The organism is Actinomadura sp. NPDC048955, assembly GCF_040649435.1.
In the GTDB taxonomy this organism is placed as follows: Bacteria; Actinomycetota; Actinomycetes; order Streptosporangiales; family Streptosporangiaceae; genus Spirillospora; species Spirillospora luteofluorescens.
The window spans coordinates 8,138-33,791 of sequence record NZ_JBEZJI010000016.1 but is presented as its reverse complement, the minus strand read 5'-3'; the positions used below and the strand labels follow the sequence as shown (position 1 = coordinate 33,791).

Genomic DNA, 25,654 nt, shown 5'->3' with positions numbered 1-25,654 from the left:
CCCCTACATGTACGTGCGGGCCGACCACAGCTCCGGGAAGACCTCCCTGGCCATGCTGCGCTGGAGCCAGTGGATCCCGTTCGAGCCGCCGCTGCCCGCCTTCGCGCCCATCGCGCGGCGGACCGACATCAGATGCTGGTAGCGCCAGTCGCCGAAACGCTCGGCGACGTCGGTCAGGGCCTCACCGAGCATGCGGAGGTGGTTGCCGGGTCCGGTGTCCGTGTAGATCTCCACCCAGGCGCCCTCGACCGCCGAGTGCGGCTGGTGTTCCAGGGACTGGTCCCGGCCGAGCAGGTCGACGGGAATGTCGTGGCCCTTCCGGGCGAGCAGGGCGACGGCGTCGTCCCAGAGGCTGGGCGCGCCCAGCGCCTCCGTCAGTTCCGCGTGGACGTCGGGCTGCCGCCTGAACGGCCGGACGAGCGACGCCGTCTTGAGTCCCAGCAGGAACTCCAGGTGCCGGTACATCGCGGACTGGAAGCCTGACCCTTCGCCCAGCTTGTCGCGGAACCGGTTGAAGTCGGTCGGTGTCATCCAGCGCAGGCCGCGCCAGGCCGCGTTGAGCCCCTCCAGGTGCAGGGAGGCCCTGCGCAGCGGCGGCAGGGCGCCCCACACGTCGTCCTCCCGGATCAGGCGCTGCCCCTCGCGCAGTTCATGGCGGACGAGCCCGAAGTACAGCTCCATCACCTGGCTGATCACCAGGAACGACATCTCTCCGGGATCGTCGCTCAGCGTCTGCTGAAGGGTGTGCAGGGTGCCGGCGTGGATGTAGGCGTCGTACGGCACGCGACCGGTGAACGCCAGTGTGGGCTCTCCCCCGCCGGCGGCCGCGCGGTCGACGCGCTCCTGCTCCGTCACAGGGCAAATCGAGGGTTCGAGGTCGGTGTTCACCGGTGTCCCTTCTGCGGTCTGCGGTCGGCGGTCTGCGTCAGCCGGCCTGGGCTGCTGCGGGCTGTGGCTCGCGCAGCGGGAAGTGGCACGCGGCTGTATGGCCCGGGTCGAAGCCGCGCAGCACCGGTTCCTCCTCGGCGCACCGGGCCTGCGCGCGCGGGCAGCGGGTGCGGAACCGGCAGCCGGACGGCGGGTCGAACGGGCTGGGCATCTCGGCGTCCATACCGTCCTGGTCGCCGGGGGGTTCGGCGGCCGGGTCCGGCTCGGGGATCGCGGCGATCAGCCCGGCGGTGTACGGGTGCGCGGCGCGGAGGTAGATGTCGTCCGGTGAGCCGATCTCGACCAGCCTGCCCAGGTACATCACCCCGACCGTGTCCGCCAGGTAGCGCACGACGGTCAGGTCGTGGGAGATCACCACGTAGGTGAGCCCGTGCTTGGCCTGGAGCCGCTTCATCAGGTTGAGGACCTGGGAGCGGATCGAGACGTCGAGCGCGCTCACCGGCTCGTCGGCCACGATCACACGGGGGTTGAGCGCCAGCGCGCGGGCCAGCGCGATGCGCTGCCTCTGGCCGCCGGAGAACTCGTGGGGGTAGCGCTCCAGCACGCTGTGCGGCAGGCCGACCTCGTCCAGCAGGTCGCGGATCGCGGCCGTCCGCTCCCCTGCCGACCCGATCCCCTGGGCGGCGAACGGCTCGCGCAGGATCGCACCGATCCGCATGCGGGGATCGAGGGCGTCGAACGGGTCCTGGAACATCATCTGGAGGTCGCGGCGGTGCCGGCGCAGCGCCCGCCCGCGCAGCCCGCCGAGCTCGGCGCCGAGGGCGGTGACACCGCCGGAGGACGGCTTCTCCAGCGCGACGATCATCCGGGCGAGGGTGCTCTTCCCGCAGCCGGACTCCCCGACCAGCCCGAACGTCCGGCCGGCCTCGACCTCGAACGACACCCCGGACACGGCCTTGACGCCGCGCCGCGCACCGCCCCGCAGCGACCTGCCCGCCGTGTACTCCCTGGCGAGGTCGTCGGCGGCGAGCACCGGTCCGGCCGGCCGCCGCGGCGCCCCCGCGACCACCGGCACCGTCTCCGCGCCGGACGCGGCCGGCGCGGGCGCGCCGAGCGGGCCGTCGACCGGGTTCCAGCACGCCAGCGCGTGCCCCGGCCGCTCCTCGACGAGCACCGGCTCCTCGCTCCGGCAGCGGTCGGTGGCGTGCGCGCACCGGCCGGCGTAGCGGCAACCCGCGGGCGGGTGGGCCAGATCCGGAGGGGAGCCGGGAATGGAGTAGAGAGCCTGCGCGCGCGGCTGGGTCAGCCGCGGCGTGCAGGCCAGCAGGGCCTGCGCGTACGGGTGCCGCATGCCGGTGAACAGCTCGCCGGTACCGGCGCTCTCGACGATGCCGCCGGCGTACATGACGCTGACCCGGTCGGCCCACTGCGCGATCACGCCCATGTCGTGGGTGATCAGCAGCATGGCCATGCCGAGCCGGTCCTTGAGGTCGTGCAGCAGCCGGAGGACCTGCGCCTGGACGGTCACGTCGAGCGCCGTCGTCGGCTCGTCCGCGATCAGCACCTTCGGCTCGCAGGACAGCGCCATGGCGATCATGACGCGCTGCCGGAGCCCGCCGGACAGCTCGTGCGGGTACTGGCCGAGCCTTTCGGCGGGCCGGGCGATGCCGACCAGCGCGAGCATCTCCAGCGCCCGGTCGCGAGCCTCCTTCGGGTTCGCGCCGCGGTGCAGCCGCACCGGCTCGGCGACCTGGTCGCCGATCGTCTTGGTGGGGTTGAGCGACGTCATCGGATCCTGGAAGATCATGGCGATCTCGTTGCCGCGGATCCGCTGGTAGCGCTTCTCCGGGAGGCCGACCAGCTCCTGCCCGGCGAGCTTGATCGACCCTCCGGCGACGCGTCCGCCGGGCGGGAGGAGGCCCATGACCGAGAGTCCGGTCATCGACTTCCCGCATCCGGACTCCCCCACCAGCCCGAGCGTCTCGCCCCGGTGCAGGCGCAGGTCGACGCCGCCGACCACGCCGACGTCCGACTTGCGCAGCCGGATGCTGGTGGACAGGCCCTCGACCGCCAGGACGCAGTCGTCGTGGGGCGCCGGACGAGCGTCGGGATTCATGTGCGACCTCCCTGCGTGGGCGGGCATCAGCGCCGCCTCAGCCGTACGTCGATCGAGTCGCGCAGCGCGTCCCCGACGAAGTTGAACGCCATGACCACCAGAACCAGGCAGGCGCCGACCGGGTAGATCAGCCACCAGGAGCCCGCCAGCAGGTAGGACACCCCCGCGGAGAGCTGCGTCCCCCACTCGACGTCCGGGTAGTTGAGCCCGAAGCCGAGGAAGCCCAGCAGCGAGACCGCGATGATCGCGTCGGCGACCTGGAAGGTGATGTTGACGATCACCACGCCCAGCGCGTTCGGGATCAGGTGCCGGACGACGATCCGCGCCTTGGTCGCCCCCATCACCGTCGCCGCCGCGACGAACCCGCGCGAGCGCAGCGTCAGCACCTCGGCCCGGACGAGACGGGCCGGCGCGAGCCAGGAGAACGCGCCCAGGATCAGGCTGAGCGACAGGACCGTGGAGCTGAACCGGGTGGCGACGATCAGCACGATGAACAGGAACGGGATCGACAGGAGCGTGTCGACGACGCGCATCATGAACCCGTCCACGACACCGCCGGCCAGCCCGGCGATCGTGCCGTACAGCGTGCCGATCCCGGTGGCGATCAGCGCCGCGAACAGCCCGATCTGGAGCGACGCCCGGCCGCCCAGCATGATCCGGCCGAGCACGTCGAATCCCTGCGCGTCGGTGCCGAGCGGGTGCCCGCCGCCGGGCGCCAGCAGGCTGCTCACCGGGTCGACGGTGACCTGGTCGGTCGCGTACAGGTACGGCCCGGCGAAGCAGAACAGGACGAAGAAGACGATGATGCCGAGGCCGGTGACGGCGAGCCTGTTCTGCAGGAACGCCCGCGCGGTGAGCCGCCATCCGCTCGTGGTCTCCGGCAGGCGCGCTCCGCGGTCGTCCCGCGCGGTGCGAGCCGCCGTGCTCCCGGTCTTGCCGGTCTTGTCGGTCACCGATTCGGTCATGTGCGCCGCGTCCTCGGGTCGGTGGCCGCCACCAGCACGTCCGCCACGAGGTTCCCGAGGACGGTCAGGATCGCGGCGACCAGCGTGTAGCCCAGCAGGACGGGATAGTCCTGGTTGTTCAGGCCGTTGAAGAAGAGCAGCCCCAGCCCGGGGTAGTTGAAGACGGACTCGACCACCAGGTTCCCCGCCAGCAGCAGCGGGATCGACATGCCGATCAGGGTCACCAGCGGTACGCAGGCGTTGCGCAGCAGGTGCCGGGTGAGCACCAGTCGCATGGACAGGCCCTTCGCCCGCGCCACCCTGATGTAGTCCTGCGCGAGCTGGTCGAGCGCCGCGGACCGCTGGTATCTGGAGTACATCGCGACCGTGACCCCGGTCAGCGTCAGAACCGGGAGCAGCATGGCGCGCGGCTCGGTGAAGACGACGAAGTTGGAACTGGACTGCGCCGCCTGGGCCGGCAGCACGCCCAGCCCCATCGCGAAGAGCTGGATCAGCAGCATCGCGAGCAGGAACACGGGCATCGAGTAGGCGACGAAGGTGAGCGTGGTCAGCACGTTGTCGCCGACGGTGTTGCGCTTCACCGCCTGGAAGACGCCGAGCGGGACGGCCACGCAGATCGCGAGGGCGAGCGCGACCGCCGACAGCATCGCCGTCCGGCCCGCGTTCTCCGCCAGCAGCGCGTTCACGCTCTGGTTCAGCTTGTAGGAATGGCCGAGGTCGCCGTGGAGCAACCCGCCCAGGTAGTCGAAGTACTGGATGACGAGCGACTGGTCGTAGCCGTGCTCCCGGTCGAAGGCGGCCACCGCCTCCGCGCTCGCCTGGACGCCGAGGATCGCCCGGCCCGGGGAACCCGACATCCCGTGCAGCAGCAGGAAGGTGATCAGTGAGACGCCCAGGATCACGATCGCCGATGTCCCCAGCCGCCGCAGTACGTACTGGACCACGCCCCGCCTCCTTTCTTTCGATGGCCGTCTCCGGCTCCGGCGGGCCCGGCTACTTCAGGTACCAGTACTCGGGGGTGAGCACGCTGGCCGGCAGGTTGGCGAAGGAGTCGGACGGACCGGACAGCGTGTCCTTCCAGGCCCAGATGGTGTGCGCGTTCGGCAGCCAGAGCACCGGCAGCTCGGTCCGCAGATGCTCGATCTCGGCCTGGACGGCTTTGCGGTCCGCGCCGTGCACCGAGTTCCGGATCAGTTCGTCGGTCTTCGGGTCGCTGTAGGCGCCGACGTTGCCCGAACCCTTGGTGTCGAAGACGCCCGACATGGTCGGGTACGGCTTCGTGCTGAAGCCGCCCCAGGTCGACATGGCCCACTCACCGGCCTTCGAGGGCGCCGCGGGCACGTTGAAGTTCTGGATCAGGAAACTGAACGTCTTCGGCGCGACCGTGACGGTCACGCCCAGCTTGCGCGCCGCCGAGGCGAACGCGGTGCTCACCGCGCTGTGCAGCTGCGGCTCGCTGCGGTAGAAGAGGTTGAACTTCAGCGTCTGCCCCTGCGGGATCCCGGCTCCGCACTGCGACGGCCCGGTGCCGGGGCGCTCGCACGTCGTGGCGCCGTCCGGCACCACCTTCCAGCCGTGGTCCTCGAGGAGCTTGCGGGCGGCGGCCGGGTCGTAGGGGTACGGCGCGGTGGCGACGTTCCCGGACACATAGGGCGAACTCGCCGGGGCTGGGCCATAGCTCTCGACAGCCGCGCCGTTGTACATCCCCTTGCTGGAGATGTAGGCGGGCTGGTCGATCAGATGCTGCAGCGCCTGCCGGACGTAGTGCTGGGCGTAGAGCTTGTCGACGTTGCCGGTCGTGTCCTTGAAGTTGAGCATGATGAAGCTGAAGCCCAGCCTGGGCGCGCCGTAGACGTGGTAGCCCGCGGCCTTGAGCGCCGCGACCTGCCCGACGTTGTTCTGGTCGACCGTGGCCACGGTCAGCTTGCCGCTGAGCAGCTGGTTGAACTTGGCCGTCTCGGAGGTGAACGGCCGGAAGTTCAGCGTCTTGATGTGCGGCTTCTGCGGTCCGGCGTACGCCTCGTTGGCGGTCATCGAGTACGCGTTCGTGGTCACGTCGAAGCTGCTCAGCCGGTACGGGCCGTTCACCGTCCGCCACAGCGGGTTCGTCGCGAACGTGGCCGGGTCCCGCGACGCCTTGTCGAGGTAGGCGTAGATCGCCTTGGCGTTCTCGGGCGAGGAGTGGTCGAGGATCGGCCCGTCGGCCGAAGCGCGGGACCACTGGTCGGCGGGGAGCGGGATGATGGAGGTCAGCTGGTTGGCGGTGAACCATTCCGGGTTGTACGCCTCTTTGAGCTTCAGCGTCACCGTGCTCTTCGAGGTCGCCTCCACCCCGGCGATGCTGTCGGGGAACTGGCCCGGGGTGTAGTCGGCCCAGTTGGCCGGGCTCTTCTTGAGCGCCGCCTTCACCAGGTCGATGAAGAAAACAACGTCATCGGCCTCCACCGGGTTGCCGTCGGACCACTTGTGACCCTCCCGCAGCTTGATGGTCACGGTCTTGTTGCCGTCGGAGAACTCCGGCAGGGCGGCCAGGCTGAGCGATTCGTCGACCTTGTGGCTCGCGCCCTGCGGGAACCAGTAGAGCGGCCGGTACATGAGCCGCTGGAACTGGTAGGTCACGAAGGTCGAATTGAACGCGCCGGGCACGACCGGCAGCATGTAGAACGGTCCAGCCCCCGGCTGCTGCCCGATGTCGATGGCGCCGCCGTCCTTGGGCGTGCCCGTCTGCGCCGGCAGCGACCCGAACGTCTTGGCCCCCGGTTTCTGGGCGGTGGACGTCGCGCCGCCGCTGCAGGCCGCGAGCGGCAGGAGCGCGACCAGCGCCCCGGCGATGAGCGGGAAGCGCCGCATGGCTCCGCCTCTCGTGAAGAGTGTCATCGGCCCCAGACCGCCTTCGCGTAGTTGTGAAAGTTCAGGCCGAGGATCTTTTCGATCCGGCTCGCGGAGTAACCGCGCTCCGTGAGCAGCCGCGCCAGCTCCCGGAACTGGTCGACGCCCCGCAGGTCGACGACGAACGGGTAGGTGTCGCTCCGCTCGCCGGCCGCGGACGCGCCGGCCGCCCGGCGCCGCGCCACCTGCTCGGCGAGCCGGTCGCGGTAGGCGTCCAGGTCGTCGATGGCGGTGATCGTCCCGTCGGTGCCGATGCCGACGTGGTCCTCGCCGCAGACGTTGACCGCGTGCGCGATGTGCTCCACGACGTCCGCCGCCGTGGCGTGCCCGGACGCGTTGAGGAACGGCATGAAGTAGATGCCGACGAAGCCGCCCCGCGAGGCGACCAGCCGCAGTTCCTCGTCGGTCTTGTTGCGCGGCAGGTCCACGAGCGCGCGGCAGCCCGTGTGGTTGATCGAGACGGGCTGCGCGGAGATCCGCGCCGCCTCCAGGCAGGTACGTTCGCCGCTGTGCGAGAGGTCGACCATGACGCGGTGCTCGTTGAGGGCGGCCACGACGTCGCGCCCGAGCGGCGTCAGCCCGCGGTTCTCCGGCGCCATCGAGCCGTCGCCGATCTGGTTCGCCTGGTTGTAGGTCAGCTGGACGACCCGGACGCCGAGCCCGGCGAACGTGCCGATCCGCTCGGCGCGGTCCTCGACGGCGGCGGCGTTCTGGAAGCCGTAGATGATGCCGATCCTGCGCTGCCGCTTCGCCTCGGCGAGGTCCGCGGCGGTGTCGATCCGCACCAGGTCCCGCGGGTGGGCGCCGATGATCGCGTCCCAGGCGCGGATCTCGTGCAGCGTGTGCTCGTAGGGCGGAAGGTCGCCCATCGTGTAGCCCAGCGTCACGTTGATCGCGGTCACGCCGGAGGCGTGCGCGTCCGCCAGCGTGCGCGCGTCGACGGTCAGCTGCTCGCTGGTCTGGACGAGCGCACCGGAGGCGGTGAGCGACGCCGGGGCGTTCGGGTTGTCCAGCCCGCCCAGCGCGTTGACGACGATGAAGTCCGCGATGTCGACGCTCACGCCGGCGCCCCCTCTTCGACGGTCGCGCCGGCCCTCGTGGCGGACGCGCGGTCGTGGTCGGCCCGGTCGTAGTCGGCCCGGTCGTGGCGCCGTCCGCGCTTGACCGTCGTGATGACGCCGCGGAGGTGGTCGATGTCGTCGTGCGGGTCGTCGGCGACGATCAGGAGGTTGGCGAGCATGCCCGGACGGACGGCGCCCATCGTGTTCTCCAACCCCACGCCGGCCGCTCCGGCGAGCGTGGCCGCGCGGATCACCTCCCGCGTCGGCATGCCCATCGCCTCCACCAGGAAGCGGAGCTCGTCGTGGAGCGACGGGTAAGGGTCGCTCGGCGGGGACTCGTAGTCGGTGCCGGTGCAGATCGTGACGCCCGCCGCCCGCGCCCGGCCGATCAGCCGCCGCATGACGTCCGGCGCGAGTTCGGCCGCGCCCGGCGCGCTGGTCGGGATCCTGGCCGTGAGGCTCGCGGTGGCGTCGAGGATCGTGCCGCGGCGCCGCATGTCGTCCAGCAGCCCGTCGACGGCATCCTCCGGCGCGGCCATGAAGCGCTCGTAGGCGTCCGCGAGGTGCTCGCGCTGGCGCCGGTACGTCACCGGCCGGTCGCCGGCGAGATCGTAGGCGAGGTAGTGGGCGTGCGACACGACGTCCACCCCGGCCGCGACGACGTCGCGGGGCATCGCGGGAAAGACCGCCGCGTGCGCCCACACCCGCATGCCCTGCCGATGAGCCTCCTCGGTGATGCGGGCCACCAGTGCCGGCTCGAGATCGGCGTAGACCTTGATGGCCGCCGCCCCGGTGCCGCGGGCCATCGCGACGGCCAGCCGAAGGTCGGTCCCGTCGTCGATCGCCTGCATCCAGGCCGTGGCGCCGGGGACCGCCCCCTGCGACACCTGCCAGGTGCGCGGGTCGTCGAAGAAGCCGGGGCCGGCCATCAGCGCCGCGTTGTGGACGTCCGGGCCGGGGATCTCGCCGACCAGCGCGGCGCGCGCCAGGTCGGCCATCTGCCGCAGGTCGCCGGCCATCTCGCGGATCGCGGTGACGCCGCCGTACACCTGCCGCCGCATCAGCTCCTCCGCCTGCTCGCGGTTCGGCGGCGTCGACAGGTGCTGGTGGGTGTCGATCAGGCCCGGCAGCAGGAACGCGCCCTGCAGGTCGACCGTTTCGGCGCCGGACAGGTCCGAGGAGCGGAGTTCGTCCTCGGGCGCGACCGCCGCGATCGTCGGGCCGTCCGTCACCACCGCCATGCCGTGCCGCGCGGGAGCGCCGGTCCCGTCGATCAGCGACACGTCGCGGTAGAGCACGACCTGCCCTGGTTCGGCGGCGGCGAAGGGGGTGGGGGCCGGGTCGTTGCCGGCGATCGGTCGTTCGTCTCTGTCCACCATGGCGATCGCCCTGTCTCCGTTCTCGAGCCTCGCGAGGTGAGGGGGGTGGATCCTCAAGTTGTTACGCACACCGTAACAAGTGTTACAACATTAGCAACGTCTGCTAAAGTGCGTCAAGCATCGGAAGCGCGCTCAACGCCCGTGGAGGGAAGTTGCCCAGACCGGCCAGCTCTGCCGTGGACAAGGCCCTGGACCTCATCGAGACCGTCGTCGGGGCCGACCGCCCGCTTCGACTCAGCGAGCTGGCGAACGAGACGGGGATGCACCGCGCCACCGCCTACCGCATCCTGGTCGAGCTGGGACGGCGCGGCTGGATCATGCGCAGCGAGGACCGCTACCTGCCCGGCCCGGTGGTGCTCCAGTTCTCCCAGGCCGCGGCCGCGAACTCTCTGGTGGTGCTGAGCCGCCCGGTGCTCCAGGCGCTGTCCGATCGGACCGCGATGATGGTGAACCTCCAGGTGCTCGAACCGGACGGCGGCCGGGTGATCGACGTCGTCCGGCCGCCGCGGCTCGCGATGATCAACGATCTGCTGGGCGAGCTGCTGCCGATCCACAAGTTCGCCGGCCCCCTCGCGCTGGTCTCCGCACTGGACGAGACCGCCCGGACCCCCTACCTGCGCGCCGCGGAGGAGCAGGGGCACCCGGCGGCCGCCAGGGCCGATCTGCTGAAGGAGATCGACCGGACCCGGCGCACCGGCTTCGCGCTGGAGCGCGGGCGCAACGAGGAGGTCATCGCCTCGGTGAGCCGCGCGGTGCTGGCCGGAAGCGGGCGGCCCATCTGCGCGCTCACGATCGTCGGTCTGGACAGCGAGTTCGACGACGACACCCTCGTGAAACTCCAGGACGACCTGACCTCCGCCACGGCCGAACTGGAGGGCGCGCTGAGCGGCACGCGCGACGGAGCCGGCGATGACTGAACCCGCGGGCGGCGGAGTCCTCGTCCTCGACCGGGAGCAGACCCGGGCGGCGGCACCGCCGGACGCGGTGCTGGCGGCGGTGCGCACCGCTCTCGTCGCCGTCAGCCGGGGCGACGTCTCGGCCCCGGCGCGCGTCGCGGCGCACTCGACCCACGGACTGCTGGGCGCGATGCCCGGATACGTCCCGCAACTCGGCCTGGCCGCCAAGCTCGTGTCGGTCTTCTCCACGGGCGGCCGCGGCTCCCACCGCGGCATCGTCGCCCACTTCGACGCGGAGACCGGACGCCCGCTGGCGATCATGGACGCCGAGGCGATCACCGCGGTGCGGACCGCGGCCACCGCGACCGCCGCCATGCTGGCCCTCACCGGGCCCGGCGCCACCCGGTTCGCCGTGATCGGCACCGGCGCGCAGGCGCGGGCCCAACTCGCCGTCCTCGCCGCGCTGGACTCCGCGGAGGTCGTGGTCGGCGCACGCGACCTGGAGAGGGCGGAGCGTCTCGTCACGGACCTGTCCGCAGGCTCCGCCGCCGGCATCGAGGCGGCGGTCAAGACGGCCGACGTCGTCTTCTGCTGCACGTCCAGCCGGGAGCCCGTCGTCCGCCGGTCCTGGCTCGCCGACGGAGCGCATCTCAGCTCTGTCGGCGGCTCCGACGGCCCGGAGTTCGACGACGAGACCCTGCGGTCGTCATCGCTGTTCGTGGAATGGCCGGGCGCCGTGACCGAGCCGCCGCCGGCCGGCGCCTGGGAACTGCAGGGCACCGACCCGTCCGCGGCCACACTGATCGGCGCCGTCCTCGACCGCCGCCACCCGGGCCGCCGCTCCGCCACGGAACTGACGCTCTTCAAGTCGACCGGCCACGCCTCACTCGACGTCGCGGCCGCCTCGATCGCCTACCGGGAGGCCCGCGACCGCGGCCTGGGCATCACCGTCAACCTCTGAACCCGCGAGCGGCGGCGTACTTCTTCAGGCGCGGCGAGTTCCGGGTGTCCGCCGCGGTCCGCCCCGTGGCTCGCGAAGAGACGTGGATGTCGCGTCCGTCACACTTGATCGGCCTCGGACGCGGTGCACGAGGGAGGCCGGACGGCGCGGAGCAGGGCGGATCTGTCGGACCCCGCTGGAATACTCCCGGAGCGCTCGAAGTTTAATCGTTCGCGAAAGTGTCAGTCACTGCAGTAATTTGCGGCAGTACCCGGGGCGAGCCCTGCGCGAGCCCCGACACCCCCTGAGCAACGAGACCACGGCCCCCGCGTGCCCACATGCGGGCCTGACGATTGGAAGAGAGTTGACCGCTCCCGCATCCCCCAAGGTGGCGGACGGCCCGCTGGAGGAACCCGGCACCGGAGGAGGACTGGACCGCGGTGTGCTCGCCACGGCCATGGTGGTCGTCCTCGGGGCGATCATGTCCATCCTGGACGTGACGGTCGTCAATGTCGCGATCAACGACCTGGCGAAGGAGTTCGAGACCTCGCTGGCGACGATCCAGTGGGTCGCGACCGGCTACACCCTGGCGCTGGCCACCGTGATCCCGATCACGGGGTGGGCCTCGGCCCGGTTCGGCACCAAGCGCCTCTACATGATCTCCATCGGCCTGTTCGTCGCCGGCTCGATGCTGGCGGGCCTGGCCTGGTCCGCCGAGTCCCTGATCGCCTTCCGGGTGCTGCAGGGCCTGGGCGGCGGCATGATCATGCCGGCCGGCATGACGATCCTGACCCAGGCGGCGGGGCCGCAGCGGGTCGGGCAGGTGATGAGCATCGTCGGCGTGCCGATGCTGCTCGGCCCGATCCTCGGCCCCATCATCGGCGGCTACCTCGTCGACGACGTCTCGTGGCGGTGGATCTTCTTCATCAACCTGCCGATCGGCATCATCGCGCTGACGCTGGCGGCGAAGATCCTCAAGCGGGACGAGCCGAAGCCGGCCGAGCGGCTCGACTTCATCGGGCTGCTCCTGCTGTCCCCCGGCCTGGCCTCGCTGATCTACGGCGTGGCCAAGGGCGCCGAGATGAAGGACTTCCTGAAGACCGGCTCGCTGGCCTTCTGGGCGGTCGGCGCCGTGCTGATGATCGGCTTCGTGTTCCGCGCGCTGAACGCCAAGAACCCGCTGATCGACCTGCGGCTGCTCAAGCGGCGCTCGGTGGCGGCCGCGTCCGGCACGATGGTGCTGTTCATGGCCGCCTTCATGGGCGCGATGCTGCTGCTGCCGCTGTACTACCAGACCGTGCGCGGCGAGGGCGCCCTGCAGTCCGGCCTGCTGCTGGCCCCGCAGGGCCTCGGCGCGATGATCACGATGCCGATCGGCGGCAAGCTGACCGACCGGATCGGCCCCGGCCGGGTCGTGCTGGTCGGCATGGTCGTCGTGGTGCTGTCGGTGGCGGGCTTCGCCTCGATCCTGGAGGCCGACACCTCCTACTGGGCCCTCGGCGGGACCCTGTTCGTGATGGGCCTCGGCATGGGCATGACGATGATGCCGACCATGGCGGCGGCCATCCAGACGCTCGTCCACGACGAGGTGCCGCGGGCGAGCACGATGCTGAACATCATCCAGCAGGTGTCCGCGTCCATCGGCACCGCGCTGATCTCCGTGCTGCTGGCCAACCGGCTGGTCTCGGAGCTCGGCGGCGGGGGCGGCGGCGAGATCGGCAGCACCGAGAAGGTGCCGCCGGCGGTCATGCAGAAGATCGCCGGGCCGATGGCCGACGCGTTCCAGCACACCTACTGGTACTCGGCCGGGCTGCTGCTGCTGGCGTTCCTGCCGGCGCTGCTGCTGCCGCGCAAGAAGCCGCAGACCCCCGTGGTCGACGCGCCGATGCCGATGCACTAGAACGCCCCTGGCGCGTTCCAAACCCCGGCCGGTCCCTGAAGGGCTCCGGCCGGGGTTTGGCCGTTCAGGGCCGTCTCAGGCCGTGGCAGGGCGATTGTCCGCCCAGTACTCGTCCTTCAGCAGCCGCTTGTAGAGCTTGCCGGTCGGGTGCCGGGGCAGCTCGGCGCGGAAGTCGACCGAGCGCGGGCACTTGTAGTGGGCGAGCCGGTCGCGGCAGTACGCGATCAGCTCGGCCTCCAGCGCGGGGCCCGCGTCGTCCATGGACGGCGGCTGGACGACGGCCTTGACCGCCTCCCCCATCTCGGCGTCCGGGACGCCGAACACCGCGACGTCGGCGACCTTCGGGTGCACGGCGAGGACGTTCTCGGCCTCCTGCGGGTAGATGTTCACCCCGCCGCTGATGATCATGTAGGCGCGCCGGTCGGTGAGGTAGAGGAAGCCGTCGGCGTCGACGTGGCCGACGTCGCCGAGGGTGGTCCAGCCGTGCCCCCAGGGGTCGCGGGACGCGGCGGTCTTGGCCTCGTCGGCGTGGTACTCGAACTCGGGGCCGTTGCCGAAGTAGAGCGTGCCGGGCTCTCCCGGCGGCAGCTCCCGGCCTTCCTCGTCGCAGACGTGGACCTCGCCGAGAATGGGGCGCCCGACGGTGCCCTTGTGGGCGAGCCAGTCCTCCGAGTTCGTGTAGACGAAGCAGTTGCCCTCGGTGCCCGCGTAGTACTCGTGCAGGATCGGCCCCCACCAGGCGATCATCTGCTCCTTGACCGGGACGGGGCAGGGCGCGGCGGCGTGCACGGCGCAGCGCAGCGACGACACGTCGTAGCGGGCGCGGGTCTCCTCCGGCAGCTTGAGCATCCGGATGAACATGGTCGGCACCCACTGACTGTGGGTGACGCCGTACTTCTCGATGGCGGCGAGGGCCTGCTCGGCGTCGAACCTCTCCATCACGACGACGGTGGCGCCGAACCGGTGGAAGTTGAGCGAGTACCGCAGCGGCGCGGCGTGGTAGAGCGGCGCCGGGGAGAGGTAGACCGAGTCGGCGTCGGGTTGGAAGAGGAACGCCAGGAGCTGGTACAGCGTCCCGCCCTCGCCCATCGGCGCCTTGGACAGGGCCGGTTTCACGCCCTTGGGGCGGCCGGTCGTGCCGGACGAGTAGAGCATGTCCGCGCCCTCGCACTCGTCCTCGATGGGCGTGGGCGGATGCCGGGCGACGCGCTCCTCGTAGGAGTCGTAGCCGGGGGCGGTGCCGCCGAGCATCAGGCGCAGCGGCACGTCCGGCGGCGACTGGGCGGCGGCCTCCATCGCGGCGCTGGCGATGAAGACCTTCGCCTCGCAGTTGGCCGCGATGTAGGCGAGCTCGTCGGGCTGGAGGCGCGAGCTGACGGCGGTGTAGTACAGCCCGGACCGCTGCGCGGCCCAGGCGACGGCCAGGTAGAGCGGATGGTTCTCCAGCATGAACGCGATGTGGTCCCCCGGGCGCAGCCCCTCAGCGCGGAGCAGCTGCGCGAGCCGGTTGGACTCCTCGTTCAGTTCCCGGAAGGTGACGACCCGCCCGGAGCCCGCCATGACCACGGCGGGCTTGTCGGGCGTCCGAGCGGCGATCTGCCCCAGGTGCATGGCCGCAACCTACCTGGCCGGACCGGTAAATGGAATCCCGTTCGGTTTGCCGGCGGATCAGACGAGCATGTGGTCGAAGTCACCGTCCTTGGCTCCCCCGACGAACGCCTCCACCTCCTCGCGCGTGTAGACGAGGATCGCTCCCTCGGGGTCCCTGGAGTTGCGCACGGCGATCTCCCCGTTGGGGAGTTCCGCCATCTCGACGCAGTTGCCGGACGGGTTGCTTCGCCGGCTCTTCTGCCAGACGAGCCCGCCGACCCGGACGTCCGACATGTGGTGGCCGTCCATCTTTGCCCCCTTTAGGCGTCTCGGCCCCCCTGTCCCGGGAGACCGCGATCTCGCCCCACCCCACACCATGGTACGAGATGCACGTGCATTCGTTCTTGCATTGGTTCATGCAGACGGTCTTGCATCTGCACGACTTGGGGAGCAAGATAGCGAACGCTCGCCGGTGACCAACCCGCACGCCTCTGAGGTTTGACCATGACCGTTGACCAGGCAGACGACGTCGCAGCCCCCGCCGCCACGGGGGGCGGGCGGCCACGGCACTTCTCGGCCGTCCGCACGCCCTGGCCGGACGCCCCGCCGATGACGCTCGGCTCGAACGTCCCCGCGGAGGCCGCACGCGGCCCGGCCGCGACCCCCGGCCTCGCCGGACTCTGGCCGGCCCCGCACGCGGGCACGCCGCGCACGGCCCGCCGGGTGCTCCCGGCGGAGATCACCGCACCCCGGTCGGCGCGCGAGTTCACCCAGGTCACCCTGGACGCGTGGGGCCTGGCCGACGACAGCGGGGACGTCGTCGTCGCCGTGTCGGAGCTGGTGACCAACGCGCTGCGCCACGGCCTGGAGGGCCTGCCCCAGCCGCTGCCGCTGTGCCCCATCCAGCTCGTGCTGATCGGCCACCCGAGGAGGCTGGTCGTGTCGGTGACCGACCCGGGCGCTCGCGCGCCCGAGCCGGTGGCGACCGAACCCGACCGCTGCGCCGAGGGCGGTCGCGGCCTCGTCGTCGTCGGCGCGGTCAGCGACTCGTGGGGCTGGGCGCGACTTGCGACCGGCGGCAAGGCGGTCTGGGCCGCCTTCGACCTGCGGTTCAGCTCTCCAGTCCGCTAGGAACCTGCTCCGCGGCGGCCTGGCGCGCCGGGTTCTCCAGCTCGCTGAGGAACTCCTGCGCCCACCGGTCCACGTCGTGCTCGATGACGCGGCGGCGCATGACGCGCATGCGCCGCGCCTGCTCGGCGGGCTCGGCGTTCAGCGCGGCCATCAGCGTCCCCTTCAGGCCGTCGATGTCGTAGGGGTTGACCTGGAAGGCGCCGCGCTTGAGCTCGGCGGCGGCCCCGGTGAACTCGCTGAGCACGAGCGCTCCCCGCAGGTCCTTGCGGCAGGCCACGTACTCCTTGGCGACCAGGTTCATGCCGTCGCGCAGCGGGGTCACCACCATCACGTCCGCCGCGAGGTACAGCGCGGCCAGCTCGGCGCGGTCATACGAGCTGTGCAGGTAGTGGATGACCGGAAAGCCGATCTCGCCGTGCTCGCCGTTGATCCGCCCGACCAGCTGCTCGATCTCCTCCCGCAGCAGCTGGTACTGCTCGACGCGCTCCCGGCTCGGCGTCGCGATCTGCACGAACACCGCCTGCCCCGGCTTGATGTGGCCCTCGGCCACCAGCTCCCCGAAGGCCTGGAGCCGCTGCGTGATGCCCTTGGTGTAGTCGAGGCGGTCGACGCCCAGCAGCACGGTGGCGTCACCGAGGTCGGTGCGGATCTCCTGCGCCCGCTCCAGGACGTCCTCGCGGCCGATCAGGTCGTTCAGCTCGCCCACGTCCACCGAGATGGGGAACGCCCGGGCGCGCACGACGCGGTCGTCCCAGAAGACGTCCTGCTTGGAGAAGCGGGCGTCCAGGAGCCGCCGGCAGAGCCGCACGAAGTTCGCCGCCGCCCCGGGGAGCTGGAAGCCGACCAGGTCGGCGCCGAGCAGCCCCTCCAGGATCCGCCGCCGCCACGGCAGCTGCCAGAACAGCTCCACCGGCGGGAAGGGGATGTGCAGGAAGAAGCCGATCCGCAGGTCGGGACGCAGTTCGCGGAGCATCTGCGGCACGAGCTGGAGCTGGTAGTCCTGCACCCAGACGATGGCGTCCTTCGAGGCGACCTTCGCCGCCGCCTCGGCGAAGCGCCGGTTGACGCGGACATAGGCGTCCCACATCGCCCGGTCGTAGACGGGCGTGGCGACGACGTCGTGGTAGAGCGGCCACAGCGTGGCGTTCGAGAAGCCTTCGTAGTAGAGCTCCACCTCCCGCGCGGACTGCGCGATGGGGTGCAGCGACATGCCGTCCTCCTCGAACGGCTCCAGTTCCTCGTCCGGCGCGCCCGTCCAGCCGATCCAGGTGCCCTGCCTGCGCCTCATCACCGGGGCGATCGCGCTGACCAGTCCGCCCGGACTGCGCCGCCAGCGCGGGACGCCGTCGGCTCCGACGTTCCGGTCCACCGGCAACCGGTTGGCCACCACAACGAACTCACTACCGCGCGACACTCTGCGACCCGCCTCTCCAGGAAACTCTCAGCGCTCACTCATGCCCACAAACGGCCAACGGGAACATCTTGTCATTTCGACGCAAAGGACCCGAAGCCCGCAAAGGGGGAAGTCAGGCGGGCGGGGCGGCCCGGAGGCGGGATTGGATCGGGCCATATTCCTTTCCCGGCAGGTGACCCCTGTTGATCCCCGAGTCACGCGGCGCGGGCGGCGGAAGTCAGAAGTGACCCAGATCACACTCGGGGATGCCCCGGCGCCCGGCGCCGCGCCGGGCTAACGTGACCGGAGGGGAAGACCACCGGCCGGGGGGAGCATCGCTGTGCGCGACTTCGGGGGGATCATCGAACGCTCGCCCGCGCGGGTCGTCCGGCCGGAGTCGGCGCGGGAGGTCGCGGCGGCGATCCGCGAGGCCGCCGCGCAGGGCCTGGAGCCGGTGCCGCGCGGCCTCGGGCACTCCACCTACGGGCAGTCGCTGACCTCGGGGGTCTCGCTCGACCTCGGCGGGCTGGCGGGCGTGCGCGACGTCGGCCCGGACCGCGCGGTCGTCGGCGCGGGGACGAGCTGGCGCGCGGTTCTCGCCGCGACGCTGCCGCTCGGGCTGACCCCGCCCGTCCTGACCGACCACCTCGACGTCACCGTCGGCGGAACGGTCTCGGCGGGCGGCATCGGCGGGACGTCCCACCGGTACGGGACGCAGGCCGAGAACGTCCTCGCGCTGGAGGTCGTCGTGGACGGGGAGCCCGTGACCTGCTCCCCCGGCGTCCGCCCGGACGTGTTCGACGCGGTCCGCGGCGGGCTGGGCCGGCACGGGGTCATCACCGCGGCGACGCTGCGGCTCGTCCCGGCGCCGGACCGGGTGCTGAGCTGCACGGTCCCGTGCCGGGACGCCGCGGACCTCCTGCGCGTCCAGCGCGAGACGGCGGCCGAGCACATCGCGGGCCGGGTCAAGCCCTCGGAGGACGGCTGGGCGTACGAGGCCAAGGCCGTCCTGTACGGGCCGGGCGAGCCCCCCGCCGGCACGGTGGAGACCGAGGAGCTCTCCTACGCCGACTTCGCCGACCGGATGCGTCCCGACGTGGAGGAGCTGATCGCGCTCGGCGAGTGGGCGCGCCCGCACCCGTGGGGCATCGTCCTGCTGCCCGGCGCCGCGGCCGCGGCGGTGATCGGGTCGACGGTCGCCGGCATGACCGCGGCGGACATCGGCCTCGGCGGCCTCATCGTGGTCAAGGCGCTGCGGGTCGGCCATGTCCCGATGCTCGCGGCGCCGGGCGACCCCGTGCTGTTCGGCATGCTGCGCACCGCCTCGCCGGGATGCGCGTCCGTTGCGGAGATGCTCGCCGCCAACCGGGCCCTGCTCGACCGCGCCGAGGCGGTCGGCGGGGTCCGCTACGCCGTCGACTCGGTCCCGCCGGCGACGGGGTAGGCGGACTGGAAGGCGAGGCGCCGGTCGGCCCCCGCGGCGATCCGGTCGCAGGCGTCGTCGAGGTCCATGAACTCCTCCCATTCCGCCCGGCCGGACGCGGCGGCGAGCACCTCCACGAGCCGCTGTTCGAGTTCGGAGAGGCGCTCGCCCTTCCAGATCGCGTCGGCGAGGCTGACGAGCAGGTCGTCGATGCCGATGCCGGGCTCGTCCCAGGACGCGTGGGTGCGGGCGAAGCGCGCGAGCCGCTCCTCCACTCCCCGCTCCCGGAGCAGGGCGTGCCCGGCGCGCTCGTGCTCGGCGCCCGGGCCGGACAGCTCGGCCGGGTGCAGCGCCTTGCCGATGTCGTGGGTGGCCGCGCCGAACAGCACGGCCTCCGCGTCCACGGCCAGGCCGGGGTGGTGCTCGCGCGCCCAGCCGACGAGCTCGGCGGCCACGTCGTGGACGGCCCGCAGATGGGCGGCCAGGCGGGGCGGGGCGTCGAGATCCTCCAGGAGGCGGGCGGCCCGCTCCGGCAGCGGACGGAGCCCGGGTTCGGTCAGCGCGCGGCGCAGGATCGGGGAGGGCATCCCGGCACCGTAGCGCCTCCCGGCCCCCTCACTGTGCCAGCGCGATGACCTCCGCCCCGGGGAGCCCGGTGAGGGCCTTGCCCGGTAGGAGGATCTTGGATTTCCGCAGGCCGCTGCCGATGACGACCTGCGGGGCGGCGGCGACGGCCTCGTCCACGAGGATCGGCCAGCCCGCGGGGAGGCCGACCGGAGTGATGCCGCCGTACTCCATGCCGGTCAGGGACGTGGCGTCGGCCATCGGGGCGAAGGAGACCTTCCGGGCGCCCAGGTGCTTGCGGACCACGCCGTTGACGTCGGCGCGGCCGGTGGCGAGGACCATGCAGGCGGCGTAGGAGACCTCGCCGCCGCGCTTGGCGGCGACGACGACGCAGTTGGCGCTCACGTCGAGCGGGACGCCGTAGCGCTCGCAGAACGCCGCCGTGTCGGCGAGGTCCGGGTCGATCTCGGCGGCCTGCGCGCCGGGAACGCCGCCGATCGCCGCGGCCACCGGATCCGCCAGCAGGCCGCTCCGTTCGTTCGCCGGTCCCCAGTCGAGCGTGCCGACCATGTCTCATCCCCTCTCGTGATGCCCCCACCCTGCCACGGTCTTGACGGCGGGACCGCACTCGTGGTCCAGTGGCTCATCCACTCGACCTCTGGAGGCCATCGGTGCCGTCCTCCCCGATCCCCCGCGACACGGTCGTCGACGCGCTCGTCGACCGGCTGCGCGACGACGTGCTCGGCGGCCGCTACCCGCCCGGCTCCTACCTGCCGCCGGAGCGGGACCTCGCCGCCGGCTACGCGGTCACCCGGACGTCGCTCAAGCACGCGATCGTCCGGCTCGCGCAGGCCGGGCTGCTGGAGACGCGGCACGGCGTCGGGACGCGGGTCCGCGACTACGAGCGGCTGGGCGGGCCCGAACTGCTGCCGATGCTGGTCAGCACTGTCGGGACGGCCTGGATGGCGGAGATCTTCGAGGTGCGGCGCGAGGTCGGCGCGCAGGTCGCGGCCAAGGCGGCGATCCACGCCACCGGCGAGCAACGGGCCCGGCTGCGGGAGCTGGCCGCGCGGGTGAGGGACGCCGCCGGAGGCGACGAGGCCCAGCTGGCCGAGTGCGAGGTCCACCGGGTCATCGCCGCGGCCACCGGCAACCGGGTCTACGGGTTCATGGTCAACGCCCTGCTCAACGCCTACCTCGCCGTCCGGGAGGGCTTCACGCACGCCTTCGCCGACCCGGCGGCGGCCGCGGACCGGCTCGCGCCCCTGGTCGAGGCGCTGTGCGACGGCGACGCCGCGCGGGCGCGCGAGGCGGCGGGCGCGTACTTCACCGAGACCGAGGCGATCATGCGGGGCTCGCGATGAGCGCGCGGCGCACGGTCTTCGCCGAGGTGATGGAGGGGTCCCTGCGGCTCGCCGGAGAGGACCGCGACCGCCCGATGCGGCTGGAGCTGACCGCCGACCTGCCGGGCGTGCTGCGCCCCTGGGGCGATGCGGAAGGGGCGCTGACCGGACGCGTCCGCGTGCCGGACTGGGCGGACGACCCGGCGGCGTCCGGGCGGCTGCGGGTGGCGCCCGTCGCGGCGCGCCGGATCCGCTACACGCTGGGCTTCACCGCCGGCGACGGGCGGCGGCTGCGCCTGGACGGCTGGAAGACAGTCACCCCGCGGCGCCCCGTCCGGTCGATGACGTTCCTGCCGCTCACGGTGACCGACGAGGACGGAGCCGTGGTCGGTGAGGCACGGCTGCGCTTCGATCTGCGCCGCGACCTCGTCCGCTTCCTCGGCGGCTTCCGTTTCCCCGGACCCGATCCCATGCGGTCGCGCTGGCGCGGCCAAGCCGGGCGGCTGGAGGTCTGGTACACGACGCTGACCGACCCCGCGACCGGGACGGGCGTGTGGATCCACCACGAGCTGGTCGCGCCGGACAGGGGCGCGGCGGACGCGGACGCGGACGCGGGCACGGGCGCTGCGCGGGCGCACGGGTGGGCCGCCGTCTTCCCGCCCGGCGAGGCGCCGGTGCTCGCCCGGTTCGGCCCGGAGAGGTGGCGTCCCCCGGCGGACGCCGCGTTCGCCGCCGGGCCCGTCGAGCAGGCCGACGGACGTCTCACCGGCACGGCCGGGGACGTCGGCTGGGACCTGCGCGAGAAGGGAGGCGGCCCGCCCCTCTACACGTTCCCGCGCTGGGCGTGGGAGTCGGAGGTGCTGCCCGCCGCGCAGATCGTTCCAAGGCCGGCCGCGACGTACGACGGCACGGTGCGGTTCGGCGACCGCGTCCTCGAACTGGACGCCGCGCCCGGCGCGTCCGCCCGCATCTACGGGCACGGGAACGCGCGGCGCTGGGCGTGGCTGCACGCCGACCTCGGCGGCGGCGACGTGTGCGAGATCGTGGCGGCGGTCTCGACGCGGCCGGGGATGAACCGGCTCCCCCCGCTGCCGTTCGTCCGGTTCCGGGTGGACGGCGCCGACCTGGCCTCCGGCGATCCGCTCCTCGCGGCGCTGCGGCTGCGCGCCGACATCGGCCTGCCGGTCTGGACGGTCCACGGCCGCATCGGCGACCGGCGCGTCCACGTGCGGGTGACGCTGCCGCCCGGGGAGACCGTCTCGGTCGACTACGCCGACCCGGACGGCGCCCCGGCCGTCTGCCACAACTCCGAGCGCGCCGACGTCCGGATCGTGCTGGCCCGGCGCGCCGGGCGCGGCTGGGAGACCGAGCGCGCATGGCGGCTGGACGGCACCGGGCACGCGGAGGTGGGGCTGCGGTGAGCGCGCTGACCGGAACGGTCGCGGCGCTCCTCGGCATCGAGGACGCCGCCGACCTCGCGCGGGTGACCGCCCGCGCGGAGGCCATCGGCCGGGCGCTCCCGGCGCCCGCGCGGCTCGGCCTGCGCGCCGGCGCGGGCACGCTGGACGCGCTGTCCCGGCTCGCCACCGGGCACCCGCTCGACGGCCTGGATGCCGACCGCCGCGACGCGTTCTGCGCCCTGCTGACCTCCCGCGAGCCGGCGGCGCGGCTCGTGGAGGCGCTGAAGATCCCCCTGCTGCTGGCGGCCGGCACCGAGCTGCTGCCGCTCCCCCGGACCTCCGGCGACCCGCGCCCCGACGCGCCCCTGGACTGCACGCCGTCCGGCGGCTGGCCCGCGTGCTCCACCGCCGACGCCGTCGTGGTCGGATCGGGCGCGGGCGGCGCGATGGCGGCGCGGACCCTCGCCCGGAGCGGCATGTCGGTGGTGGTCCTGGAGGAGGGGCGCCGGTTCACCGTCGCCGAGTTCCGCGACCGCCCGCCGCTCGACCGGTTCCTCGACCTGTACCGGGACGGCGGCTCCACCGTCGCGCTCGGCCGGCCGCCGGTGCTGCTGCCCCAGGGCCGCGCCGTCGGCGGGACGACCGTCGTCAACAGCGGCACCTGCTACCGGACGCCGGACCGCGTCCTGCGGCGGTGGGCGGGGCTCGGCGTCCCGGTCGGCGACTTCGGCGACCGGCTCGACGAGGTCGAGGCCACGCTGCGGGTCGCGCGGCAGCCCATGGGCCCCCTCGGCCGGAACGGGCTGCTCGCGCTGGAGGGCGCCGAGCGGCTCGGCTGGCGCGCGGAGCCGCTGCGCCGCAACGCGCCCGACTGCGTGGGAAGCGGGCAGTGCGCCGCCGGCTGCCCGCACAACGCCAAGTACGGCGTCCACCTGAACGCGCTCCCCCAGGCCTGCGAGGCGGGGGCGCAGATCGTCTCCCGGGCCCGGGTCGAACGGATCCTCGTCGAGCGCGGCACCGCCACCGGCGTGCGCGCCCGCCGCCCGGACGGCACGGCCTTCGAGATCCTCGCGCCCCGCGTCGTCGTCGCGGCCGGCGCCTTGGAGACGCCGCTGCTGCTGAGGCGGTCGGGGATCGGCGCGCATCCCGAGGTGGGACGCGGAATGGCCGTGCACCCCGCGACGAACATCGCCGGGCGGTTCGCCGAGCCGGTCGTGTCGTGGTCTGGGGTGATGCAGAGCGTCGGCGTCGAGGAGCTGCACGGCGACGGGATCCTCATCGAGGCGACCGCGAGCCCGCCGGGCATGAGCTCGTTCCCGCTGCCGGGCGTGGGGCGGGCGCTGCGCCGCGCGCTGGAGGGCGCCGACCGCCTCGCCGTGCTCGGCGCGATGATCGCCGACGCGCCGTCCGGCCGCGTGCACGGCGCCCGGCACCGCGCGCTCGTCCGCTACGACCTGGCCCGGGAGGACGCGGCCCGGCTGCGGCGGGCGCTCGTCGCGATGGGGCGGATCCTGTTCGCGGCCGGGGCCGAGGAGGTCCTCACCGGCCTGCCCCGCCACCCGTCCGCCCGCGACGACGCCGAGCTCACGCGCGCCGTCGCGATGGCGTCCGCCTCCGACCTGCACCTGGCCGGGTTCCACCCCACCGGGACGGTGCGGCTGGGCGCCGACGCGGGGCGGGCGCCGGTGGACCCGTCCGGGCGGCTGCGCGGCGTGCGGGGCGTGCACGTGGCCGACGCGTCGGTCCTGCCGAGCTGCCCCGAGGTGAACCCGCAGCTCACGATCATGGCGATGGCGCTGCGCATCGCCGAGGGGATCGGGTAGCCGCCGCCGTCAGGAGCCCAGGTACCGCAGGACGGCCAGGACGCGGCGGCTGTACCCGGTCGCGTGCGACAGGTCGAGCTTGTCGAAGATCGCGTTGACGTGCTTCTCGACGGCGCTCTGCGAGATGTGGAGATGCGCGGCGATCGAGGCGTTGGTGTGCCCCTGCGCCATCGTGTCGAGGACGTCCCGCTCGCGCGGAGTGAGGCGCGCCAGCGGATCGCCCTGCGCGCCGTGCGCGGCCAGCAGCCGGCGCACCACCTCCGGGTCGAACGCGGCGCCGCCCGCGCCGACGCGCTCCAGGGCGTCGAGGAACTCGTCGACCTGCGCGACCCGGTCCTTCAGCAGGTAGCCGACGCCCGCGGTGTCCGCGGTGATCAGCTCGGCGGCGTAGCGCTTCTCCACGTACTGCGACAGCACGAGCACCCCGACGTCCGGCCAGCGCCGCCGGATCTCCAGCGCGGCCCGCAGCCCCTCGTCGGTGTGGCTGGGCGGCATCCGGACGTCGACGACCACGACGTCGGGCGGGCCCTCGGCCACCGCCGCGATCAGCGCGTCGCCGTCGCCGACCGCCGCCTCCACCCGGTGGCCCTCCTCGGCGAGCAGCCGCACCAGGCCCTCGCGCAGCAGCGTGGAGTCCTCGGCCAGCATCACCCGCACGGCAGCTCCGCGGTGATCACAGTTGGGCCGCCGCGCGGGCTGTCCACGGTGAACGTCCCGTCCAGCGCGGCGACCCGGCGGGCCAGCCCGGCGAGCCCGCCGCCGCCCGGGTCGGCTCCCCCGCCCCCGTCGTCCTCGATGCGCACGCCGATCATTGTCGCCGATCCCGCCACGGCCACCCGCACCGACGCGGCGCCGGAGTGCTTCGCGGCGTTCGTGACGGCCTCGCAGACGACGAAGTACGCCGCCGTCTCGACCGCGTGCGGGGGCCGGCCGGGGACGTCGAAGTCGATCGCCACCGGCAGCGCGGACCGCTCCGCCACGGTCTCCAGCGCCGCCCGCAGCCCCTCGCCGTCCAGCGCGGCGGGGTAGACCCGCCAGGTGACCTCCCGCAGGTCCGCCAGCGCCCGCTGCGACTCCTCGTGCGCCTGCCTCAGCAGCTCGGCCGCCCGCTCCCCGTCGCCGGCGCGGCGGGCCCGCCCGATCAGCATGCCGAGCGCCACGAGCCGCTGCTGGACGCCGTCGTGCAGATCCCGCTCGATGCGGCGCCGCTCGTCGTCCACCGCGTCCACGACCTGCGCCCGCGTCACCGACAGCTGCGCGATGCGGCGCTCGTACTCCTCCAGCGGGCTCGGCCCGAGGCAGCGCCGGGCCACGCTCCGCTCCATCGCCGCGACCCCGACCAGGCCCTGCACGGCGAGGAAGAGCAGCACCACACCCGCGACGGCCGTGTAGAGGACGATCCACCAGGTCGGCGGGATGCCGTCCAGGTGGTCACCCGTGATCCACCAGCCCACCGCCAGCCGGACCGCGGCCGCCGCCCCGTAGGCGAGCAGCAGCAGGATCACCCCGCCGAGCAGCCCCACCGGCACCCGCAGGACCAGGTACGCGAGCGCCTTCAGCGGGCCGTACCGGACGGCCCGGTCCTCGCCGAGGAACACCCGGAGCCTCCACAGCTCCAGCTCGGCCAGGAGCTCGGCGCCCTCCGCGACCGCCCCGGGGACCTTCCGGCGCCCGCGCGAGAACGCCATCGAGTACGCCATCAGCAGCGCCGCCACCGCCAGCAGCACCAGTTCCACTCCCGCGGTCACCGCGCCCAGCAGCAGGCCCGCCGCGGCCCGCCCCGCCGCGCGCGGGCCGCCGCGCGGCACGTCAAAAGTCGCGATCACGTTGAAGTTCTCTCGCCTCCGCTCGGTGACCTTCTCTCGCCTCCGCTCGGTGACCTTCTCTCGCCTCCGCTCGGTGACCTTCTCTCGCCTCCGCTCGGTGACCTTCTCTCGCCTCCGCTCGGTGACC

22 protein-coding genes are annotated in these 25,654 nt (G+C 72.9%); 8 read left to right on the top strand and 14 right to left on the bottom strand.

The features are described from left to right. Positions 1-3 precede the first annotated feature (3 nt). From AB0C84_RS17735 to AB0C84_RS17705, 7 genes are all read right to left on the bottom strand, one after another. Positions 4-855: a tryptophan 2,3-dioxygenase family protein gene (locus AB0C84_RS17735; RefSeq protein ID WP_361067039.1), complete on the bottom strand. Its 852-nt coding sequence runs from the start codon at positions 853-855 to the stop codon at positions 4-6. Positions 856-925: 70 nt separating this feature from the next. Then, a complete protein-coding gene (locus AB0C84_RS17730; protein ID WP_361067036.1) occupies positions 926-3,004 on the bottom strand; it encodes an ABC transporter ATP-binding protein in 2,079 nt (692 codons plus the stop codon). Between the two features lie 26 nt (positions 3,005-3,030). Beyond that, a complete protein-coding gene (locus AB0C84_RS17725) occupies positions 3,031-3,969 on the bottom strand; it encodes an ABC transporter permease (protein WP_361067033.1) in 939 nt (312 codons plus the stop codon). Beyond that, positions 3,966-4,913: an ABC transporter permease gene (locus tag AB0C84_RS17720; protein ID WP_361067030.1), complete on the bottom strand. Its 948-nt coding sequence runs from the start codon at positions 4,911-4,913 to the stop codon at positions 3,966-3,968. Before AB0C84_RS17720 ends, AB0C84_RS17725 begins: the two co-directional genes overlap by 4 nt. A 49-nt stretch (positions 4,914-4,962) precedes the next feature. Further along, a complete protein-coding gene (locus tag AB0C84_RS17715; RefSeq protein WP_361067027.1) occupies positions 4,963-6,819 on the bottom strand; it encodes an ABC transporter substrate-binding protein in 1,857 nt (618 codons plus the stop codon). 23 nt (positions 6,820-6,842) lie between these two features. Beyond that, positions 6,843-7,919, bottom strand: a complete 1,077-nt coding sequence (locus AB0C84_RS17710) for a membrane dipeptidase (protein WP_361067024.1) — start codon at positions 7,917-7,919, stop codon at positions 6,843-6,845. Then, a complete protein-coding gene (locus AB0C84_RS17705; RefSeq protein WP_361067021.1) occupies positions 7,916-9,298 on the bottom strand; it encodes an amidohydrolase family protein in 1,383 nt (460 codons plus the stop codon). Before AB0C84_RS17705 ends, AB0C84_RS17710 begins: the two co-directional genes overlap by 4 nt. A gap of 152 nt (positions 9,299-9,450) precedes the next feature. Here AB0C84_RS17705 and AB0C84_RS17700 point away from each other — a divergent pair, with 152 nt between their 5' ends. The 3 genes from AB0C84_RS17700 to AB0C84_RS17690 all read left to right on the top strand — a co-directional run bounded on the left by AB0C84_RS17700 (position 9,451) and on the right by AB0C84_RS17690 (position 13,034). Continuing rightward, entirely contained in the window at positions 9,451-10,215 is a 765-nt protein-coding gene (locus tag AB0C84_RS17700; protein ID WP_361067018.1) for an IclR family transcriptional regulator, read from the top strand. After that, a complete protein-coding gene (locus AB0C84_RS17695; protein ID WP_361067015.1) occupies positions 10,208-11,155 on the top strand; it encodes an NAD(P)-binding domain-containing protein in 948 nt (315 codons plus the stop codon). The genes AB0C84_RS17700 and AB0C84_RS17695 overlap by 8 nt, the downstream gene beginning before the upstream one ends. A gap of 343 nt (positions 11,156-11,498) precedes the next feature. Continuing rightward, on the top strand, positions 11,499-13,034 hold the full coding sequence (locus AB0C84_RS17690) for a DHA2 family efflux MFS transporter permease subunit (protein WP_258941557.1): 1,536 nt from the start codon (positions 11,499-11,501) through the stop codon (positions 13,032-13,034). 75 nt (positions 13,035-13,109) lie between these two features. Here the strand turns inward: AB0C84_RS17690 and AB0C84_RS17685 are convergent, their stop codons facing one another. Both AB0C84_RS17685 and AB0C84_RS17680 read right to left on the bottom strand, forming a co-directional pair. Continuing rightward, positions 13,110-14,645, bottom strand: coding sequence for an acyl-CoA synthetase (locus tag AB0C84_RS17685; protein ID WP_361067011.1), 1,536 nt, complete (start codon positions 14,643-14,645; stop codon positions 13,110-13,112). 57 nt (positions 14,646-14,702) lie between these two features. Beyond that, positions 14,703-14,933 (bottom strand): DUF397 domain-containing protein, encoded by a 231-nt coding sequence (locus AB0C84_RS17680; protein WP_179842605.1) that lies wholly within the window; start codon positions 14,931-14,933, stop codon positions 14,703-14,705. Between the two features lie 195 nt (positions 14,934-15,128). Here AB0C84_RS17680 and AB0C84_RS17675 point away from each other — a divergent pair, with 195 nt between their 5' ends. Continuing rightward, a complete protein-coding gene (locus AB0C84_RS17675) occupies positions 15,129-15,755 on the top strand; it encodes an ATP-binding protein (protein WP_361067008.1) in 627 nt (208 codons plus the stop codon). Here AB0C84_RS17675 and AB0C84_RS17670 read toward each other — a convergent pair. After that, on the bottom strand, positions 15,736-17,169 hold the full coding sequence (locus AB0C84_RS17670) for a trehalose-6-phosphate synthase (protein WP_361067005.1): 1,434 nt from the start codon (positions 17,167-17,169) through the stop codon (positions 15,736-15,738). The two genes, AB0C84_RS17675 and AB0C84_RS17670, sit on opposite strands and share 20 nt — an antisense overlap. Positions 17,170-17,488: 319 nt before the next feature. On the opposite strand from AB0C84_RS17670, the gene AB0C84_RS17665 reads away from it, so the two are divergent. After that, the gene (locus AB0C84_RS17665; protein WP_361067002.1) at positions 17,489-18,592 is read left to right on the top strand and encodes an FAD-binding protein; all 1,104 of its coding nucleotides are present in this window, start codon (positions 17,489-17,491) and stop codon (positions 18,590-18,592) included. Here AB0C84_RS17665 and AB0C84_RS17660 read toward each other — a convergent pair. After that, positions 18,556-19,158, bottom strand: a complete 603-nt coding sequence (locus AB0C84_RS17660) for an HDIG domain-containing metalloprotein (protein ID WP_179842609.1) — start codon at positions 19,156-19,158, stop codon at positions 18,556-18,558. The genes AB0C84_RS17665 and AB0C84_RS17660 overlap by 37 nt on opposite strands. Before the next feature lie 28 nt (positions 19,159-19,186). After that, positions 19,187-19,705: a YbaK/EbsC family protein gene (locus AB0C84_RS17655; RefSeq protein ID WP_338742645.1), complete on the bottom strand. Its 519-nt coding sequence runs from the start codon at positions 19,703-19,705 to the stop codon at positions 19,187-19,189. Positions 19,706-19,806: 101 nt separating this feature from the next. On the opposite strand from AB0C84_RS17655, the gene AB0C84_RS17650 reads away from it, so the two are divergent. From AB0C84_RS17650 to AB0C84_RS17640, 3 genes are read left to right on the top strand one after another with little or no spacing between them, the layout of a single operon-like run. Beyond that, entirely contained in the window at positions 19,807-20,499 is a 693-nt protein-coding gene (locus tag AB0C84_RS17650; protein WP_338742644.1) for a GntR family transcriptional regulator, read from the top strand. Beyond that, positions 20,496-21,899 carry a hypothetical protein gene (locus AB0C84_RS17645; protein ID WP_361066997.1) on the top strand — a complete coding sequence of 468 codons (1,404 nt, stop codon included), beginning with the start codon at positions 20,496-20,498 and terminating at the stop codon, positions 21,897-21,899. The genes AB0C84_RS17650 and AB0C84_RS17645 overlap by 4 nt, the downstream gene beginning before the upstream one ends. Then, positions 21,896-23,701, top strand: a complete 1,806-nt coding sequence (locus AB0C84_RS17640; protein WP_361066994.1) for a GMC family oxidoreductase — start codon at positions 21,896-21,898, stop codon at positions 23,699-23,701. The genes AB0C84_RS17645 and AB0C84_RS17640 overlap by 4 nt, the downstream gene beginning before the upstream one ends. A 9-nt stretch (positions 23,702-23,710) precedes the next feature. Here the strand turns inward: AB0C84_RS17640 and AB0C84_RS17635 are convergent, their stop codons facing one another. Next, entirely contained in the window at positions 23,711-24,358 is a 648-nt protein-coding gene (locus AB0C84_RS17635) for a response regulator transcription factor (protein WP_179842613.1), read from the bottom strand. After that, positions 24,349-25,416 (bottom strand): histidine kinase, encoded by a 1,068-nt coding sequence (locus AB0C84_RS17630; protein WP_361067335.1) that lies wholly within the window; start codon positions 25,414-25,416, stop codon positions 24,349-24,351. Before AB0C84_RS17630 ends, AB0C84_RS17635 begins: the two co-directional genes overlap by 10 nt. Positions 25,417-25,654 lie beyond the last annotated feature (238 nt).

Excerpts from the sequence above, each read along its gene's own strand:
- AB0C84_RS17730 (WP_361067036.1), bottom strand. The coding sequence starts at position 3,004 with ATGAATCCCGACGCTCGTCCGGCGCCCCACGACGACTGCGTCCTGGCG.
- AB0C84_RS17725 (WP_361067033.1), bottom strand. The coding sequence starts at position 3,969 with ATGACCGAATCGGTGACCGACAAGACCGGCAAGACCGGGAGCACGGCG.
- AB0C84_RS17715 (WP_361067027.1), bottom strand. The coding sequence starts at position 6,819 with ATGCGGCGCTTCCCGCTCATCGCCGGGGCGCTGGTCGCGCTCCTGCCG.
- AB0C84_RS17705 (WP_361067021.1), bottom strand. The coding sequence starts at position 9,298 with ATGGTGGACAGAGACGAACGACCGATCGCCGGCAACGACCCGGCCCCC.
- AB0C84_RS17695 (WP_361067015.1), top strand. The coding sequence starts at position 10,208 with ATGACTGAACCCGCGGGCGGCGGAGTCCTCGTCCTCGACCGGGAGCAG.
- AB0C84_RS17685 (WP_361067011.1), bottom strand. The coding sequence starts at position 14,645 with ATGCACCTGGGGCAGATCGCCGCTCGGACGCCCGACAAGCCCGCCGTG.
- AB0C84_RS17680 (WP_179842605.1), bottom strand. The coding sequence starts at position 14,933 with ATGGACGGCCACCACATGTCGGACGTCCGGGTCGGCGGGCTCGTCTGG.
- AB0C84_RS17675 (WP_361067008.1), top strand. The coding sequence starts at position 15,129 with ATGACCGTTGACCAGGCAGACGACGTCGCAGCCCCCGCCGCCACGGGG.
- AB0C84_RS17660 (WP_179842609.1), bottom strand. The coding sequence starts at position 19,158 with ATGCCCTCCCCGATCCTGCGCCGCGCGCTGACCGAACCCGGGCTCCGT.
- AB0C84_RS17655 (WP_338742645.1), bottom strand. The coding sequence starts at position 19,705 with ATGGTCGGCACGCTCGACTGGGGACCGGCGAACGAACGGAGCGGCCTG.
- AB0C84_RS17645 (WP_361066997.1), top strand. The coding sequence starts at position 20,496 with ATGAGCGCGCGGCGCACGGTCTTCGCCGAGGTGATGGAGGGGTCCCTG.